Annotated in this window: 18 protein-coding genes; 8 read left to right on the plus strand and 10 right to left on the minus strand. The window is 49.6% G+C overall.

Annotated elements, in window-relative coordinates; genetic code table 11:
- Positions 1–22 precede the first annotated feature (22 nt).
- The 6 genes from ABD846_RS13645 to ABD846_RS13670 form a co-directional block, all read right to left on the minus strand.
- Positions 23–259 (minus strand): hypothetical protein, encoded by a 237-nt coding sequence (locus tag ABD846_RS13645; RefSeq protein WP_344828157.1) that lies wholly within the window; start codon positions 257–259, stop codon positions 23–25.
- A gap of 12 nt (positions 260–271) precedes the next feature.
- Positions 272–538 carry a rhodanese-like domain-containing protein gene (locus ABD846_RS13650; protein WP_344828159.1) on the minus strand — a complete coding sequence of 89 codons (267 nt, stop codon included), beginning with the start codon at positions 536–538 and terminating at the stop codon, positions 272–274.
- Positions 539–615: 77 nt separating this feature from the next.
- Positions 616–822 carry a YgaP family membrane protein gene (locus tag ABD846_RS13655; RefSeq protein ID WP_344828162.1) on the minus strand — a complete coding sequence of 69 codons (207 nt, stop codon included), beginning with the start codon at positions 820–822 and terminating at the stop codon, positions 616–618.
- A 147-nt stretch (positions 823–969) separates the two neighbouring features.
- On the minus strand, positions 970–1731 hold the full coding sequence (locus tag ABD846_RS13660; RefSeq protein WP_344828164.1) for an SDR family NAD(P)-dependent oxidoreductase: 762 nt from the start codon (positions 1729–1731) through the stop codon (positions 970–972).
- 78 nt (positions 1732–1809) lie between these two features.
- A complete protein-coding gene (locus tag ABD846_RS13665; protein WP_344828166.1) occupies positions 1810–2754 on the minus strand; it encodes a helix-turn-helix domain-containing protein in 945 nt (314 codons plus the stop codon).
- An 81-nt stretch (positions 2755–2835) separates the two neighbouring features.
- Positions 2836–3366: a PsbP-related protein gene (locus tag ABD846_RS13670; RefSeq protein ID WP_344828169.1), complete on the minus strand. Its 531-nt coding sequence runs from the start codon at positions 3364–3366 to the stop codon at positions 2836–2838.
- 182 nt (positions 3367–3548) lie between these two features.
- Between ABD846_RS13670 and ABD846_RS13675 the strand changes: the two genes are divergently transcribed.
- Together ABD846_RS13675 and ABD846_RS13680 are read left to right on the plus strand one after the other, a co-directional pair.
- Entirely contained in the window at positions 3549–4202 is a 654-nt protein-coding gene (locus ABD846_RS13675; protein WP_344828171.1) for a pirin family protein, read from the plus strand.
- 4 nt (positions 4203–4206) lie between these two features.
- Positions 4207–5196, plus strand: a complete 990-nt coding sequence (locus ABD846_RS13680; protein WP_344828174.1) for a dioxygenase family protein — start codon at positions 4207–4209, stop codon at positions 5194–5196.
- A gap of 62 nt (positions 5197–5258) precedes the next feature.
- On the opposite strand, the gene ABD846_RS13685 is transcribed toward ABD846_RS13680, so the two are convergent.
- Both ABD846_RS13685 and ABD846_RS13690 read right to left on the minus strand, forming a co-directional pair.
- Entirely contained in the window at positions 5259–5723 is a 465-nt protein-coding gene (locus ABD846_RS13685; protein ID WP_344828177.1) for a hypothetical protein, read from the minus strand.
- Positions 5724–5870: 147 nt separating this feature from the next.
- The gene (locus tag ABD846_RS13690) at positions 5871–6224 is read right to left on the minus strand and encodes a single-stranded DNA-binding protein (RefSeq protein WP_344828179.1); all 354 of its coding nucleotides are present in this window, start codon (positions 6222–6224) and stop codon (positions 5871–5873) included.
- A gap of 152 nt (positions 6225–6376) precedes the next feature.
- Here ABD846_RS13690 and ABD846_RS13695 point away from each other — a divergent pair, with 152 nt between their 5' ends.
- The 4 genes from ABD846_RS13695 to ABD846_RS13710 all read left to right on the plus strand — a co-directional run bounded on the left by ABD846_RS13695 (position 6377) and on the right by ABD846_RS13710 (position 13676).
- The gene (locus ABD846_RS13695; RefSeq protein ID WP_344828182.1) at positions 6377–6757 is read left to right on the plus strand and encodes a hypothetical protein; all 381 of its coding nucleotides are present in this window, start codon (positions 6377–6379) and stop codon (positions 6755–6757) included.
- A 130-nt stretch (positions 6758–6887) separates the two neighbouring features.
- Positions 6888–7886 (plus strand): recombinase RecA, encoded by a 999-nt coding sequence (gene recA / locus ABD846_RS13700; RefSeq protein WP_344828184.1) that lies wholly within the window; start codon positions 6888–6890, stop codon positions 7884–7886.
- A 75-nt stretch (positions 7887–7961) separates the two neighbouring features.
- Positions 7962–10505, plus strand: a complete 2544-nt coding sequence (locus ABD846_RS13705; protein WP_344828187.1) for a M1 family aminopeptidase — start codon at positions 7962–7964, stop codon at positions 10503–10505.
- A gap of 93 nt (positions 10506–10598) precedes the next feature.
- A complete protein-coding gene (locus tag ABD846_RS13710) occupies positions 10599–13676 on the plus strand; it encodes a glycosyltransferase family 117 protein (RefSeq protein WP_344828189.1) in 3078 nt (1025 codons plus the stop codon).
- Between the two features lie 108 nt (positions 13677–13784).
- Here ABD846_RS13710 and rfbC read toward each other — a convergent pair whose 3' ends face one another.
- Complete coding sequence (gene rfbC / locus ABD846_RS13715) at positions 13785–14336, minus strand: dTDP-4-dehydrorhamnose 3,5-epimerase (RefSeq protein ID WP_344828192.1); 552 nt, start codon at positions 14334–14336, stop codon at positions 13785–13787.
- Positions 14333–15475 (minus strand): DegT/DnrJ/EryC1/StrS family aminotransferase, encoded by a 1143-nt coding sequence (locus tag ABD846_RS13720; protein WP_344828193.1) that lies wholly within the window; start codon positions 15473–15475, stop codon positions 14333–14335. Before ABD846_RS13720 ends, rfbC begins: the two co-directional genes overlap by 4 nt.
- Before the next feature lie 127 nt (positions 15476–15602).
- On the opposite strand from ABD846_RS13720, the gene ABD846_RS13725 reads away from it, so the two are divergent.
- On the plus strand, positions 15603–16979 hold the full coding sequence (locus ABD846_RS13725; protein WP_344828196.1) for a hypothetical protein: 1377 nt from the start codon (positions 15603–15605) through the stop codon (positions 16977–16979).
- Between the two features lie 12 nt (positions 16980–16991).
- A complete protein-coding gene (locus ABD846_RS13730; RefSeq protein WP_344828199.1) occupies positions 16992–17756 on the plus strand; it encodes an exodeoxyribonuclease III in 765 nt (254 codons plus the stop codon).
- Positions 17757–17759: the final 3 nt, after the last annotated feature.

Genomic DNA, 17759 nt, shown 5'->3' on the forward strand with positions numbered 1-17759 from the left:
AGAAATGGTTTCGGGGTTCAAGTTAAGCAACTTCTTCATACGACACTTCTGTGTCGTTTTCAGATTGTTTCCGGACAGATGGTGCACAGCAGTTGCCGCCCGCGCAACCAAAGCCCAGCAAGCCCATAGCTGTAAAATACCCTCCGGCCAGCACCCCCGGCCATGCGCCGCCTGCCGCTGCCTGAAAGGCAATGGCCAGTCCCATGATCAGGTAAATCGCCCTGCGTATGCTCCATCCCTTTAGTAGTCGCTGTTTCATATTATCTGTTTTTCAGGATTGCCATGCGCGGCTCAAGGCATTTACCTGCAGCCAGCTGCCTCCGTTCGTACAATCAATGCCGTTTGCTTTCAGAAATGCTGCAGCCTGTCCGCTTCTGCCGCCGCTGGCGCAACAGAGGATCAATGGCTGCGCCATATCGCGGATTGCCGTTAGTTCCCCGGCCAGTTCTCCCAGTGGTATATTGATGCTTCCGGCCACATGGCCGCCCGCGAATTCCTCGCGTGTACGCACATCGATTACCATTACCTGTTTATTCATGTGTTGCTGTTTTTAAGTTGCGTTGTAATAATGCCGGGAAAAAGTACAATACAGTTTTCCCTGCTCGTCGTTCTTGTTTACTGCTGTTTTTTGCGCGTGGAAATGCCGAACGGCAGGTACAGCGGACAAAACCCGATAAGGCCTGTCAGCAAAAAGACAATGGCGACAATAGCCAGTACGATTGCTACGGCACCGCTTATCCGACCGCTGAGATAAAGTGCGCCGATAACAATTGCCGCAAGGATGCGTATCAGCTTATCGGCGGGACCTACGTTCTGTTTCATAAAATGGCTGTTTTTTTTACAGTACAAAGGTGGCTTGTCCGTACAGCATATATTGTAACTTTAGTTACATAACAATCGTTTCGGGGTATACCTGACAAAAAAAGCAGCCCTCTAAGAGCTGCTTCTGATAAAATTGATTGTTTGCCGTTACAGCATCATGCCGCCGGACACCTCAATGCGTTGTCCGTTGATCCAGCGACCGTCCTCGCTGCACAGGAACGCCACCACGCCTCCGATATCTTCGGGAAGTCCCACGCGGCCCAGGGCCGTGAGTCCTGCAATCTGCGCATTCATTTCTTTATTGTCGCGAACGCGTCCGCCTCCGAAATCGGTTTCTATTGCACCGGGAGCGACCACATTTGCCGCAATGCCGCGTGCCCCCAGTTCTTTGGCCATATAGCGGGTGAGCACTTCCACTGCGCCTTTCATCGCGCCGTACGCAGAAGAACCCGGAAATGCAAAGCGTGCGAGGCCGGAGGAAATATTGATGATCCGGCCGCCATCATTCAGATATGCAAGCGCTTTCTGCGTAAGGAAGTAAACTCCTTTGAGATGGATGTTCATTATTGTGTCGAACGCCTCTTCCGTAGTTTCTGCAAAAGGAGTATATAACGCGGTTCCTGCATTGTTGATCAGGAAATCGAAGTGCGCAGTGCCGTATTGCGCTTCCAGCCAGGCGCCTGCCTGCTGCAGCATCGCATCGAAGGTGGCGGTATTTCCTGCATCAAGCTGGAATGCGGCGGCCCGGCGACCCATCGCCTGAATGGCTGATACCACTTTGCCTGCTTCGTCCTGCCGGCTGTTGTACGTGATCATCACGTCGATGCCTTTTTCCGCCAGGCGCATCGCCATATCCTTTCCGAGGCCACGGCTGCCGCCGGTTACGAGTGCTATTTTGTTTTGTTGCATTGTTGATTTGATTAGGATGTAAAATTCCGCATTGTGCGATTATTCTGCTTATTCCAATCAATCCAATTGTTGCAAAAATCAAACATCTGCGCTCAGGCGATACTGACTCGGACTTTTTCCGCTGTGTTTTTTAAAGAAGTTGGAGAAATGCGCCGTTTCCTCAAAGCCCAGCGCGTCGGAGATTTCGGCAATATTCCAGTCGGTGTGCCGCAGCAGGATACGTGCTTCCCGCTCCAGCCGCAGGCTGATCAGTTCGGTTGTGGTTTTGCCGGTGCTTTCCTTCAGCACTTTGTTCAGATGGTTTACATGAACCGCCAGCCGGTCTGCATAATCCTTTGCTGTCCGCAGTTCCGGTTGCTGCCGGGAAGAGGTGACGGGAAACTGCCGTTCCAGCAATTCCACAAAAAGGCCCGCAATGCGGTCTGCCGCACCATAAGACTGGTAGCTTGTGGATTTGGGTTCGAGCTTTTGTCCGAAATGGATCAGTTCCATCACATAGTTGCGGATCAGGTCGTATTTAAAGCTATAATCCGATTCCATTTCACGCGACATGCGTTGAAAAATGCCCTGCAATTCCGCGGCCTGCTCCGTACCGATCTCAAATACGGGAAATCCACCCGGCCGGAACAGAGGCAGCTCGTCCATACGCATACCCGTTTTTTCGCGGCTCAGGAAGTCGGTCGTGAAGACACAGAAAAAACCGGATTGGTCTTCATCCTGCGGCAGATAATGGTAAGGTATTTTCGGCGACGCGAACAGCAAGCCGTGCCGGATAATGTCGATGCTTTTATCAGCATATTCCACGCGGTTGCGTCCGTTCATCAGGCTTATTTTATAGTAAGTGCGGCGGTTATAAGGCATGCCCTGACCGGCTTTTGCATTTTTGATCACCGATCCGATCTGGAATACATTGAAATGCCCGATCTCCCTGCGGATGTCTTCGGTAAGCCGGTCGGCAGCAATAGCATTTTCCGTAAATCCGATCTCGCGGTAAAAATCCAGCAGTGAATGAGGATGTGTCATGATTTGCAAAATTCAAATAATAACCGCAAATTACTTAGATCCGCAACACGGTTCTTTTTTCTGCCGAATGAATCGGCAGATTTACTGATCAATATGGAATGACCGGATGATGGCATCAAATGTGGCGGCATACTGCGGGTAATTGTGTTCTTCGGCGGTTACGTTGATCATGAACAGCCTGTCTTTTCTTTTGACATACGTGGTGATCATGCGCAGTTGCATGCTTCCGGGATTGTAGACGAAGGAGATGAGCGCGGCAGGTTTTCCGTCAATGGTGGTAACGGCAGAGTCGATCAGTCTGAACCCATTGAACATACCGCTGTACTCCTGCACGGAAGGTGCCAGCATGCTTCCGAGATCCATTTCCTGTCCGTTTAAAGCTTGGGTGGCTATATGCAGGTTTTCAAAAACAGAATCTTCGGGAGCATCTTTCGGTGCAAACAGGAATAAGGGAATGTTCATCAGCGAGCCTGAGGTGTCGATACGCCAGGTCTCCGGATAACTGATACTGTAACCTTCTTTAGTGTAATGAAAGAACAGCATTTGTACTGCTTTCGCAGGAACGGCGCAAAGGCCGGACATGGAAAAAATAAAAAGTAGGAGTTGTTTCATGTCCGGCAGCTTTGTATAAAGATACTTATTACCCGGCAGTTTTGGCGATTCCGGTGTTTGAACGGTGGTTTTTGCCGTGGCAGAGCTCGGCCTGGCGTTGTTTGCCACAACATGTATTTCATTTGCCACAGAAACTCATTGGCCGGTTGTTTACTCTTGGTGGTAGCACTAACTTTAAAATCATGAACAGCGCAGCTACCTACAGTTCCCGTTTTTTCCGGGCAGAGAGCCGGCCGAAATTTTCACTTCCGGGATTTCAGGCTTATCATACCGAGTTTGAAGGCCAGGTGCTGGTTCAGGATATTTTTATTCCTCCGGGTGGTTCACTTACTGTAGACGTATCACGCTATCCTCATCATCTGATCATACCGGTAGCGGGCGGCATTGTATTGTCGCGCCGGGGCAATCCGGTACAGGAGCTGATAGCCGGGGATATATGTTACCTGCCCGGCAATGAAGAGGCGTTGTTGTCGCATCCGTTTAAAGAGCCTGTGAATTTTCTGCATATTGCTTTAGCCTCTTTTGACGCTGCACCCGCGGGCGTGTCCTGCACACAGCTGGACATTTTGGAAAAAAACTGTTTGCTGCGTGGTAATAGCTGGTCGGACAATATTTACCTGGGCGTTTATGATAGCCGGAGTACACAGGAATGGCGGCTCACACAACCGAACGGCTCGCTGTTCACTTTTGTGCTGAATGGTTCGTTCGACTTTGAAGGGCGTCTGATGGAGTACCGCGACGGACTGTTTCAATGGGATGTGTCGGAAATCGAGTTTGAAGCATTATCCGATGCCGCGATTATTTTAATGATAGAGTGTTCACCAATTAAATTATAGCAATATGGAAAGGAAAGATTTTTTGAAAAGAGGATTCGGCTTTTTAGGTATGGCAGTACTTGGCCCTTCGCTGCTGGGTGCAAACAAAGCCGCAGCCTGCACGGCCGCTGCCACCGAGACTGCAGGGCCGTTCCCGACACTTACACCCGGCTCGCTCGTCCGCAGCAATATCGTAAGTACGCGTACAGGCGTCCCTTTCACCATCAACATCAACGTTAAAAACATCAATAATTCCTGCGGACCGCTTGCCGGCGTCATTGTCGACATCTGGCATTGCGATAAGGACGGCAATTACTCACAGTACGGCGGCACCACAATGCAGCCTACAGACTACACCGCACAGGATTTTCTGAGGGGGCGCCAGACAACCGACAGTACCGGACTTGTAAGCTTTACCTCTATTTTTCCGGGATGGTATTCCAGTCGTGCCACACACATCCACGTGCATGTATATGATGCTGCAGGTAAATCCCTGCTGATCACGCAGATCGCATTTCCCGAAGGAACCGGAAGCGCTGTGGAGACGGTGAATGCCGCTACGGCTTACGGCTACACGAAGGGTATGAGCGGCTATACGTATAATGCAACGGACAACGTTTTTTCCGATGGGACCGCAACAGAAATGAGCACTGTTTCCGGCAGCCTTGCAGCAGGTTATGTATTGAGCTGGGACTGTTATGTTTCGGGAGCTACCACGGCCATTAATGAAGTAAGCGCCGATAGTCAGTTTCAGGTTCGTCAGAACTTCCCTAACCCCTGCAGCGATGTAACGCGTATTCCCGTGGTGCTTAGAACACCTTCTGATGTAAAAGTGACTGTTATGTCGGTTGAAGGAAAAGAGCTTGTAAAGCAGGTGATTGGCAATATGAGTTCGGGAGAACAGCTTGTTGACCTGGACGTATCGCAATTGTCTGCGGGGAACTATGTGTATTCTGTCAAAATAACGAACCTGTCCGGCACCTTCAGCCAGTCGCGTATGTTCGTAAAACAATAATAAAGACTGTTTCGGGTATCTTTTGAGCTAAAGGCCGGAGTCATCTGATTCCGGCTTTTTGTTTAAAATGCCCGGAAATATGGCCTGCTCACCAACGGCGAAAATTGCCAGGGAACGGAAGACAGGATGATCAGCAGGCCTGCGAGATACCAGATGGCCATGCGCTTGTATCTGAGGGTGTCTTCGGCTGTACGTTTCACTTTAACCGAACCGATCGTGATCACCGTAATCCCGACCAGCATCATCAGCGCATGCTCCATTCCGAAGAAGCGTATCGCCCTTTCATGCACGGCTTCTGAAAAATGCGCTCTGAAATACTCTGTTATCGGGCTGATCACGTACAGACAAATGCCCAGCACTAACTGAATATGTGCGATGGTGGCGGTGATGTGCCGTATACGGTTTGCATGACTGCCGAACGGTTGCTTTTTTTTCCAACCGTAGAAGCCCAGGAAAATACTTACGAGCAGACTTATGAGTACCAGCCATCGGGTAAGGGAATGAAGTGCGAGCAGAAATGCGTACATAGCGAGTTGAATACGACCGCTAAGATATCTGCTGTGGTATAAATCTGTACAGTCAATCGGTGTAACTGACGATAATGTCGGTGAGAGTCTGAAAAAAGGCGCCGCAACAATTTGTCACGACGCCTGGGTTATGGAAACGCACTTTTGTTATGAGCCGGATTGCTTTTTGTCCAGCAGCAGCAATCCGTGCAGCTCTATATCGGTGCTGTACCGTTTGATCCCTTCCTTGTCGGTGTATTCGCTATGCACCAGTTTGCCTTCGATCATCACTTCATCGCCTTTGCTGAGCTTCTGCTCCACCGCTTCTGCCTGCTTGCCCCAGGCAACGATATTATGCCATTGTGTGTCATTCACCCATTCGTCCTGGTTGTTTTTGTACCGTTCGTTCGTGGCTACGGAAAGCCGGGCCATTTTCCTGCCGTTCGCAATCGTGCGCACTTCCGGCGCCTGTCCTACATTGCCCACCAGGGTCACCCTGTTCTTCATTAAGTTCATGCTCATCTTGTTGTTTTTAGTGTGGTTTAAAAAAGTTTCTGAATAATGATCAAAGTATGTGCCATACATTATCTTTGTTATGCTTGCTAATGGTTTATGAGCTTTCATAAATGGTTATAAGCGCTTATTTCAGACGAATAAAAACTAACAGAAGAACGATGGAACATCAGAAACCTCTATGCCTCCGCTGTGCACGGCCTATGCGGGGAAGAACAGACAAACGCTTTTGCAGCAGCCGTTGCCGCAACCTTTTCAACAATAAGCGTAAGGCCGGAAACCGGCTGCTGATACGGCAGATCAACAATGCATTGCTCCGTAACCTGGAGATTTTATCGGCACTGCTTGCCGCAGAATACCATGGCATCCGGCTGGACAGGCAGCAACTCGCGGAAAAGGGTTTTGACTTTCGCTACAGCACCGCTTCCCGGTTTTCACAGCGGGGAAATTATTATTGCTTTATTTACGAGTATGCCTACCGTATATTGCCGGATGAAACCATAATATTACTCCGGTGCCTGAGAATTCCCGAATCCATATGAGCCGCAGATTTATATGAAAACATCTGAGCTTAAAGACCCGGGCGCGGGCTAAAATTGTTCCTTTTTTCCGCTCCCGATTTTGTATTTTTGAACATTCCAACAACATCGTAACAAATAAATATTCTATACAATGGCATCTGCTGCAGACGACAAATTGAAGGTACTCAAGCTCGCGCTTGACAAGATTGAAAAAGACTACGGAAAAGGTTCCGTAATGACACTGGGAGATAAACAAAATGATGCCGTTGACGTAATCAGTACCGGTTCCCTGGGACTGGACGTTGCACTGGGTGTGGGCGGTTTTCCGCGTGGCCGTATCATCGAGATCTACGGTCCTGAATCTTCCGGTAAGACAACCATCGCAATCCATACGATTGCCGAAGCTCAGAAGAAAGGCGGTATCTGCGCGATTATCGATGCGGAGCACGCATTCGACGCAAACTATGCCAAGAAACTCGGAGTGGATGTAGACAACCTGATCATTTCGCAACCGGATTACGGTGAGCAGGCACTGGAGATCGCAGATCGCCTGATCTCTTCCGGAGCGGTTGATGTAGTGGTGGTGGACTCCGTGGCGGCACTGGTTCCGAAATCAGAGCTGGAAGGAGAAATGGGTGACAGCAAAATGGGCCTGCATGCCCGGCTGATGAGTCAGGCTTTGCGTAAGCTCACTGCTACTATTTCGCGTACGGGCTGTTGCTGTATCTTCATCAACCAGCTGCGTGAAAAGATCGGTGTGATGTTCGGAAATCCCGAAACCACTACCGGTGGTAATGCGCTTAAATTCTACGCTTCCGTGCGCCTGGATATCCGCCGTGTAAGCCAGATCAAAGATGGTGATGTGGCAAGCGGTAACCGTACCCGCGTGAAAGTGGTGAAAAATAAAGTGGCACCTCCATTCCGTCAGGTAGAGTTCGACCTGGTATTCGGAGAAGGGGTGAGCAAAGTAGGGGAGATCATCGATATGGGTGTGGAACTCGGCGTGCTCAGCAAAAGCGGCTCCTGGTTCTCTTACGGCGATACGAAGATCGGTCAGGGACGCGATGCCGTGAAAACCTTCCTGAATGATAATCCTGAAGTAGCCACTGAAGTGGAAACAAAGATCCGCGAAATGCTGAAGCAGTCCTAAGCGGGAAAAACAGTATTCATAGTGCGACAATAGATACCTTTCCGGTATCTATTGTTGTATGCAGTCATTTTTAAGATGAGACGTTTTTTATTGATCGGGGTGACGGCTTTGCTGGCATCCTGCCACGGAAGCCGTAAGGTGCAGGGTGGCATGCGTAACCTGGATACCCTTACCGTAAGGGCTTTTAATGATCCGCGCAAACAATATCGCGGCAGCGCGCCGATCGAATGGCGTTTCCGTAAAACGGATGTAAGCCTTTCTTTTGATTATAAGGCCAGAACCGCACAGGGTAAAGCCATACTGGAAATGGCTCCTTTCTTTACCGTTCCGGATTCCATGGTGCTGGACGCAAAATCCATGAAGATCGATGCGGTAAGTATCAACGGACACCCTGCGGCATATCGTTATGATAGTCTGCAGCTGCATATTCATACGGCTTCTTTCCGTAACGACTCCCTGCTGCGCGTGGAAATCGCTTACACTGCGATGCCTTATGCGGGTTCTTCCAAAGGCAGCGAAGCGATCACCGACGACCGTGGCCTGTATTTTATCAACACCGATAACGCGAAACCAGGAATGCCGGTGCAGATATGGACGCAGGGCGAGACAGAGGCCAACAGCCACTGGATGCCTACTATCGACAAGCCCAATATGCGCACGCCGGTTCGCCTGTCGCTCACAGTGCCGGATCGTTACGTGACGCTTTCGAACGGACGTATGGTTTCTTCGCATAAAAGAGACTCGCTCCGTACAGACATCTGGGAAACACCGGAGCCTATACAGGTGTATGCGGTTATGTTTGCGATCGGTGACTTTGCCATCGTGAAAGATAAATGGGAGGACAAGGAAGTGAACTATTATGTGGAACCTGCCTATGAACCTTATGCCAGAATGATGTTCCGCAATACGCCGGAAATGATCGGTTTTTTTTCCGGGATTACCGGTGTGCGGTTTCCCTGGGAGAAATACCATCAGATCGTTGTGCGGGAATATGTTTCCGGTGCCATGGAAAACACCTCGGCCAGTCTTTTCGGGGAATTCATGAACCAGGACAAACGTCAGTATGAAGATGAAAACCATGAAGATGTGGTGTCGCACGAGCTTTTCCACCAATGGTTCGGAGACCTGGTAACAGCCGAATCCTGGAGCAATCTTACCGTAAACGAGTCGTTTGCCAATTATGGCGAGTATCTCTGGCGTGAATATAAATATGGCAGGGATTATGCCGACAGGCTCGCCAACTCCGATCTGCAACGCTACCTGAACGGAGCGAGTTATTCAGATCCTGCGCTTGTCCGTTTTTATTACGGTGATAAAGAAGAAATGTTTGATCATATTTCTTATCAGAAGGGTGGGGCAATCCTGCATTACCTGCATTACCTGCTGGGCAATGAGAAATTCAGCAAGGCCATGCAGTACTATCTTACCCGCAACCGTTTGCAATCTGCGGAAGCGGTGCACTGGCGGCTTGCCGTGGAAGAGGCCGACGGCCGCGACTGGAATTGGTTTTTCGATCAATGGTACCTGCGCGGAGGTCATCCGGAGCTGACGATACAATATACTTATAACGATGCTGCGCAGCGGATGCTGGTTACGGTGAATCAGAAAGCGCCGGCCTATCATTTACCCACGGATGTGAAATGGGTGTCCGGTACCGGAACGCGCATGCTGCATTGGGACCTGAAGCAACTGAAGGATACTTTTTCATATGCGTACGAAAACGGGCAGCCTCCGTTGCTGATCATAGATGCTCCCCACGTATTGCCTGCTGCCATCTCCGATCAGAAGACAAGCGCCATGTGGCTGCGCCAGATGCAGAGCGGCGGCGATTACCTCACGGAATACAATGCTTTGCGGTCCGGCGCGAAGCTCATCAACAGTGCCGATGCGCGGAAGATCATGAATCTCGGCCTTGAAAGCCGCTATGCGGGTATCCGCCAGTCGGCAGTGGAATTGCTTTCCCGCATTGAAGCGGAAGCGGCGCGCAAAGAATGGATAGAAGCGCTCCGCCATATAGCGGTACAGGATAATAATAACCTTGTGCGTGCGGCGGCGATCGAGTTATTGGGTAAATGGAAAGAGCGCAGTATAATTCCTTCGTTACGTGAAGCCGTGAACGACAGTTCCTATATGGTAGCCGGGAACGCCGTATATGCTTTGTATGAACTGAAAGATTCACTCGCTTACGGACTCGCAAAGCAACATATAAATGCCAAACCCAATACAAACCTGTACAGCAAAAGCTGGCTGGTGATCGCGGAAAGTGCCCATGCTGAAGATACTGCGCTGTTCCTCCGCAGCGAAAAGGACTTTTACGAAGCCAATAAAAGTTTAATTTATCTCGAATTGCTGTACGCCGAAAATATTTCCTCCGTTGCCGCGTTTACAGCCACTATGAACATGCTGGAGAAAGCGATCCCGGACCAGAGTGTCAAGAGCTTCCGCGAATATTATGCCGGAAAGCTGAAGGAGATAGCCGAATCCCTGTCTTCGCCGAAGGCCAGAAAAGAACCGCTCAACAATGTGAAGCTTGATGCGCTGAAACGCAGTGTGACGATAATGCGCGACTACGAGCAGGACAAGGAAGTACGCGATGTGTACAACAGTATTTTGCGGTAGAGCGACTAAATTTTAGCAAAAAGTCGTTTACTGTGTTTTCGTAATCTTATTTTTTTATTTTTGTTCCTCATATTTCATAAATAATATCGCTGAATGAATTATCGCAAAATCAACAACCTATGCGGTTGGTTGGCGGGAGGCATTGCCTTCATTGTCTACCTGATGACCCTTGAACCCACAGTAAGCTTTTGGGATTGTGGAGAGTTTCTTTCCTGTGCGTATAAACTGGAGGTGGGTCACTCCCCGGGGGCACCTTTGTTCATGATGCTGCAGCGTATGTTCGGTATCTTCGTTGATAAACAACACGTTGCATTCGCGATCAACTCCTTTTCTGCGTTGATGAGTGCGCTTACGATATTATTTTTATTCTGGACCATCACCTATTTTGCCAAAAAACTATTGGTAGGCAAGGATATTGAAAATCCGGAAACCAATACCACGGCACTCATCATGGGAGCCGGTTTTGTAGGGGCATTGGCCTACACATTCTCCGATACTTTCTGGTTTTCCGCAGTGGAGGCCGAGGTATATGCGACTTCTTCTTTCGTAACCGCGATCTCCTTCTGGGCTGCCCTTAAGTGGGAACTGGTGGCCGATCAGCGTCACTCCGACAAATGGCTGCTCCTGATCGCCTATATGGTGGGTCTTTCCGTAGGTATTCACTTACTGAACTTGCTGATTGTCCCTGCTGTGGGTATTATCTACTATTTCAGAAGATATAAGGTGACTGCCGTAGGAACCCTCGTGGCTTTCGTTGTAGGATGCGCGGTGTTGGGTTTTGTGCAGTTCGGCGTATTGCAGGGTATTCCCAAGCTGGCATTTGCATTTGACAAATTGTTCGTGAATTCGTTCGGTATGCCGTTCAATACAGGTGCAATCATACTCGTATTGCTGATCATTGCCGGACTCGTATGGTTGCTGTTTTATGCGAAAAAGAAAGGCAATTACCTGCTGCATACAAGCGTGCTTTGCCTGATGTTCATCCTGATCGGCTTTTCCAGCTACATCGTTCCGGTGATCCGCTCCAAAGCAGATCCCGCCATCGACATGACCAATCCTGACGATGCCAACCGTTTGCTGAGCTATGTAAACCGTGAGCAATTCGGATCCCAACCCCTGCTGTTCGGTCCTGACTATAACAGTCCGATGACACGCATGGAGAAAAAAGGAGATTCTTATGCAGAAGGCAAAAAGAATGGTAAAGATGCTTATATCATTGTTGGTAAAAAATCTGAACCGGTTTTTGACCGCACCCGTTTCTTCCCGCGTATCTGGGAATACAATCAGCCGGAGCATGGCAATTTCTATAAACAATACCTGGGTCTGACCGATAACGACGAACCTACTTCCGGTGATAACTTCCGTTTCTTCATGGGATATCAGATGAACTGGATGTGGTGGCGCTACTTCATGTGGAACTACTCCGGTCGTCAGAATGACTTTGAAGGTCAGGGCGAGGCACAAAACGGTAACTGGATTACAGGTATCAAGTTCCTCGATAAAGGTAAAGTGGGCGATATGGACGCTATGTCTGATAACTACCGCGACAATAAAGCCCGCAATGAGCTGTACCTGCTGCCGTTTATCCTGGGTGTACTGGGTCTGGTATATCAGTTCAACCGTGACAAACGCAATGGCTTTATCGTATTCCTGTTGTTCTTCTTTACCGGTATTGCTATCGGTATATATCTGAACATGCCTCCGTTGCAACCGCGTGAACGTGACTACGCGTTTGCCGGCTCCACTTATGCATTTGCGATCTGGATCGGTCTGGGTGTGCTGATGGTAGAGCAATGGCTGCGCAAGGCTGTAAAAGCTCCGTCTACATCGGCTATCGCGGCAACTGTTATCTGCCTCCTGGCAGTTCCTGTGCTGATGGCGGCAAAAGAGTGGGATGACCATGACCGCTCCGAAAAAACACTCGCCCGCGCAAGTGCTTATAACGTGCTGATGTCCTGTGACAGCAATGCGGTACTGTTCACTTACGGCGATAACGATACGTATCCTTTGTGGTACCTGCAGGAAGTGGAAGGCATCCGCACAGACGTGCGTACGATCAACACCAGCCTTTTGGGTATTGATTGGTACATCGAGCAACTGAGCTATAAAGTAAATGATGCCGACGCTGTACCGATGCTGTGGAGCCGCGACAAATACCTAGGAGACAGAAGTACCGTTGTATATTATGTAGAGAATCCGAGAATCCCTAAAGACCGCTTCTTCAACCTGGAAGAATCCTGCCGTTTCATGGCGGACGACGATCCTCAGAATAAACAGGCGCTTTCCGACGGTTCTCTGGTGAATTACATTCCTTCCAAAAATTTCTTCATCAACTCACTGCCTAAGGAAGAACTCGTGAAAATAGGTTTGCTGCCTGCAGGTGATACTGCAAAAGTGAGCACGGATGTACGTTTTACATTCGACCATTCCTACTACACCAAAGATCAGCTCGCGATCATGAACATCATCGCCGCAGTAGCGAAAGAAGGCTGGAAACGCCCTATCTGCTTTGGTGGCGGGCTTCCGGGCGACAACTACCTGAACCTCAGCGACTACCTGCGTACCGACGGACTCGTACTGCGTCTTGTGCCATTTAAGTATGTGGACAGCGCAACGATGAACATGCCGAACAGAGAGCCTGGTTTTGTGAATATCGAAAAATCACTGAATCTCTACAATAACATCTTCCAGTGGGGTAATGCCGATCGTAAAAATGTGTATTTCGACGAGAAGAACCGCCTGATGTTCTATGCTTATCGTTTGGGCGTCGCACGTCTTGCCGAAACTCTGGTGTCGCAGGGCAGAAATGCGGATGCGATCAAGGTGCTCGACAAGGTGATGAACAGCATTACAGAGGAAAGCATGCAATACGACCGCGTTTCGTTCATGATGGCCGTTGCCTACACCACCGCAGGAGCTAAGGACAAAGGCCGTAACCTGGCAATGAAAATTGCAGGGAATGCCGAAGCGGATGTAAACTGGGCGATCGGACTGAATGAAAGTGCGAGAAATTCTCAACTTGGGTCACTTCGTGACGATGTGTCGCTGATCTTCCAGATGGGCCGTAATATGGAAATTATCGGCGATCCTGCTACCGGAAAAGAGCTGCAGACAAAAGCAAATGCATTGGCTCAGAAAGTGCAGGGTACTGTCGGAAATATCTTCCAATAGAACCTTCAGACCCGGTGGTGCAATCCTGTTGCGCCACCGGGTATCTTATACAACAAAGCCGTCTCCAAAAGGGACGGCTTCGTTATGTAATGTGGGTTTTGTAAATAATCAGAACTGACTGTTGCAATCTTTCATCAGCGGTTGCATGATATCTTTTTCGGAGACGATCGCCTCGTTCAGGTTGATCTTCCAATCGATCTGCAGCGCAGGATCGTTGTACAATACGCCGCCTTCCTGTTCTTTACTGTAGAAATTGTCGCACTTGTAAAATACTTCCGCAGTTTCGGACAGAACGGAGTAGCCATGTGCGAAGCCGCGGGGAATAAGGAATTGACGTTTGTTCTCATCGGAGAGCTCCACACCATACCACTGACCGTAAGTGCTGCTGTCGCGGCGCAGGTCCACCACCACATCCCAGATACATCCCTGAAGACAGCGGATCAGTTTGGATTGTGCAACGGGTTCATTCTGGTAATGCAGTCCCCGCAATACATTGCGCGAAGACCGGGCCTGATTGTCCTGCACGAAACGGTGTGGGAAACCGGTAGCTGCAGTAAATACTTTTTCATTAAAGCTTTCGAAGAAATAACCGCGCTCATCGCCGAATACTTTCGGTTCAAGGATCAGTAATCCTTCAAAAGGAGTGGTAACTACATTCATGATTTACTGAGTTGGTCGACGATCTGGTTAGTGTGTGAACTGATGTAGGCAAGCTGCTCTTCCGTAAGCTCCGTATGGATGGGGAGCGAGACCACGCAGGTATTCAGAAAATCCGTTACCGGTAATGTATATGCTTCTCCGCCGAAATCGCGCAGCATTTCCTGTTTGTGGGAAGGAACAGGGTAATAGATCATGGATGGAATGCCTTTTTCCGCGAGCATATCCACCAGTTTGTCGCGATCTGCATTTTTAATCTTCAGCGTATACTGATGAAAAACATGTTTGTTGTATGGTGCACGGTAAGGAGTCTCAATATTGGGGTTGTCCGCAAACGCTTTATCATAGTAGTCAGCAGCTGCTATACGAGCATCGCAATATTCATCCAGATGTCTCAGTTTGATGCGTAATACCGCAGCCTGTATGCTGTCGAGACGACTGTTACAGCCCACCATTTCATGATAATAACGCACTTTCTGACCATGGTTCGCAATCATGCGCAGTTTCTCTGCAAGTGTATCGTCGTTCGTGAACATTGCTCCGCCGTCGCCGTAAGCACCCAGATTTTTTGAAGGGAAGAAAGAGGTACAGCCTACAATTCCCATAGTGCCTGTTTTTTTGACGCTTCCGTCCGGGAAAGTATAATAGCCGCCGATTGCCTGTGCATTGTCTTCGATCAACGGAATATTATGTGCAGCGGCAAGCTCCATGAGCGGCGCCATATCCGTACATTGACCATACAGGTGTACAGGGATAATTGCTTTTGTTTTGTCGGTGATCGCATTGCGTACACTGTCCAGGTTCATGGTAAAGGTGTCTGCATCCACATCCACGAATACCGGTTTCAGTCGCAGCAGCGCCACCACTTCCACCGTTGCGATATAAGTGAATGAAGGAGTGATCACCTCGTCGCCGGGTTGCAGCTCGAGCGCCATCAGCGCAATCTGCAGCGCGTCGGTACCATTGGCACAGGGAATAACGTGCTTTACACCCAGGTATTCCGCCAGTTCGGTCGCGAAATGTTTTACGTCAGGCCCGTTGATGAACGCGGCGCTTTCCATAACACTCAATACAGCCGCGTCTACTTCGGCTTTGATTTTCTGATACTGGCGTTTCAGATCCACCATTTGGAGTCCTTGCATAGGAAGTGCTTTTTTCAGGGTGCAAACTTACTTGTTCGCACGGACATATTAACGCGGCTCCATCAAGTTTATGCAGATGCAGCCCGATATTTTTGTACGTTTGGGAAATAATAACCAGTCGTAATATTTGGCCGCACATCACCTGAAAAAAGGAACGCTCTGGACAATTGCCTATTTCCTCGGCTCGTTCGCAAAAACTATTGTGCTCACCCCGATGATGTTATCGCATTGGGGTGCAAGGGTATTTTGTTTCTGGGCAGTGCTGCTTTCCGCACGCGCAGTTTTCCTGTTTCTTTCTGATGGCTTTGTACGGTATGTGGTGAATGCTTACAACATCGGATACCACACAGATGAGGCTGCCGCCGCCCGTATCCTGTCATCCGGACATTCGTTTTCCTCGCTGTTCACCGTCTTGCTGGGTTGTACGGTATTTGCTGCATTATCGCTGCAGCCTGGCTGGTGCGCTGCTTTGTTCAATGTTCCGGTACAGGATGTGACCGGTAACGGATTACCCATGTACGTGTCGTTATACCTGCTGGTGTGCGGGGTTCAGAACGGACAACGTATGTATGCTGCGGCCAAGGAAGCACGCGGACTGGTATGGCACAACCTGTTTCTTGAGGTGCTGCTGGTGGGGCTGGAGATTGCCTTACTGGCGGGATTGCTGGCCCTGGGTGGTTCCTTCGGTCAGGTGGTCGGTGCCGATATTATCCTGATTGCACTTGTCACGCTTGCCTACCAGGTCTACCTGTCGCGGTTATATCCGCTTCCGCAATGGCTCACTTTTCGCTCCATAAAGCAGGGTTGGAGATCATTCCGGGAAGCCGGTCGGCTGTATGCGGGCAATTTCTTCGAAAAGCTCAGTACGGATGGCATTGTAATCATGCTTTCCCTTTTTCACTTCTCGAAACAATCGGTAGCGCTGTTCAGTACCCTGCGTACGATGGTGAACGCTCCGCTGCTTGCGCAAAATCTTTTGCTCAATACCTACACTCCGAGACTGCAGCAGTTATTCGCGCTGAAAGATGCAGCGCTCCTGAGCGGGTTGCTGCAACTGGTACGCCGGTATCTCGGTACTTTGCTGCTGGCGTCGGTGATTGTCTGCGTGCCGCTGTACGAACCGGTGTTCCTGTACTGGACCCGTCATACACTGCCTTTTGAAGGCTTATTTGTTGCTGAAATGCTGGTGTGGTGCGTGTGGTGTATATACGGTAACGGCTATTTATTCGTGCTGAAAGGGCTCAATCATCTTTCCGTTTTCATGCAGCTGATGGCGTTGCGTTGTGCACTGCTCATAGCGGGTTTGTGGTGGTCCGGAGGCAACCTGTTGCGCTTCGGCGCGGTATTGGTATCCATAGAATTCCTCCTTTCCGGAATACTTACTCCCGTATTGCTGCAGCAATTCTGGAAAAAACGCGATTTCAATTTCAACCGCCGGAGCGATTGGTTATTGCTGTTTGTGCATATTTTCGCGTCCGGACTTTTGTTCTATTTCCTTGTCTGATCCTTAACCGGTATGAATCTGATCTCTTACAATGTGAATGGCATCCGCAGTGCGCTGAAAAAAGGCTTTGCGGAATGGCTGGCAATCGAAAACCCCGATATCATTGCTTTACAGGAAGTAAAGGCAACGGAAGATGTGGTGCCGCTCGATGCGATCCGGGCCTTGGGATATGAGATCTGCTGGTTTGCCGCTCAGAAAAAAGGATACAGTGGGGTAGCGGTATTCACGAAAATAAAGCCGCTCTCGGTACACCTTGGCAATCGCTTTGAGCAAAGCGATTTCGAGGGTAGGGTGATACGGCTGGATTTCGACAGTTTCACGCTGCTGAATGCTTATTTTCCAAGCGGTACCACGGGCGAAGTCCGCCAGACCTATAAATACCAATGGCTCGAAGAGTTTTTCGAATACGCGGCAATCGTAAAGGCAGAACAACCTGACCTGGTGATTTGCGGCGACTATAACATCTGTCACAAACCTATCGATATCCACGATCCGGTAAGCAATAAGAACAGCAGCGGATTCCTGCCCGAAGAGCGTGCCTGGATGGACCGCTGGTTTGATCAGGGAGGCTTTGTGGATACCTTCCGGGTGTATCATCAGGAACCCCACGAATACAGCTGGTGGAGTCAGCGCGCGGCGTCCCGCGAACGGAATAAGGGCTGGCGTATCGATTATATCAGCGTTTCAGAATCGATGCGTTCACGGCTTACCGGTGCCGCCATCCTGCAGCAGGTAAAGCATTCCGATCATTGTCCCGTGAAAGTGACATTCGATTGATTG

This window comes from Rurimicrobium arvi, from assembly GCF_039540495.1.
In the GTDB taxonomy this organism is placed as follows: Bacteria; Bacteroidota; Bacteroidia; order Chitinophagales; family Chitinophagaceae; genus Rurimicrobium; species Rurimicrobium arvi.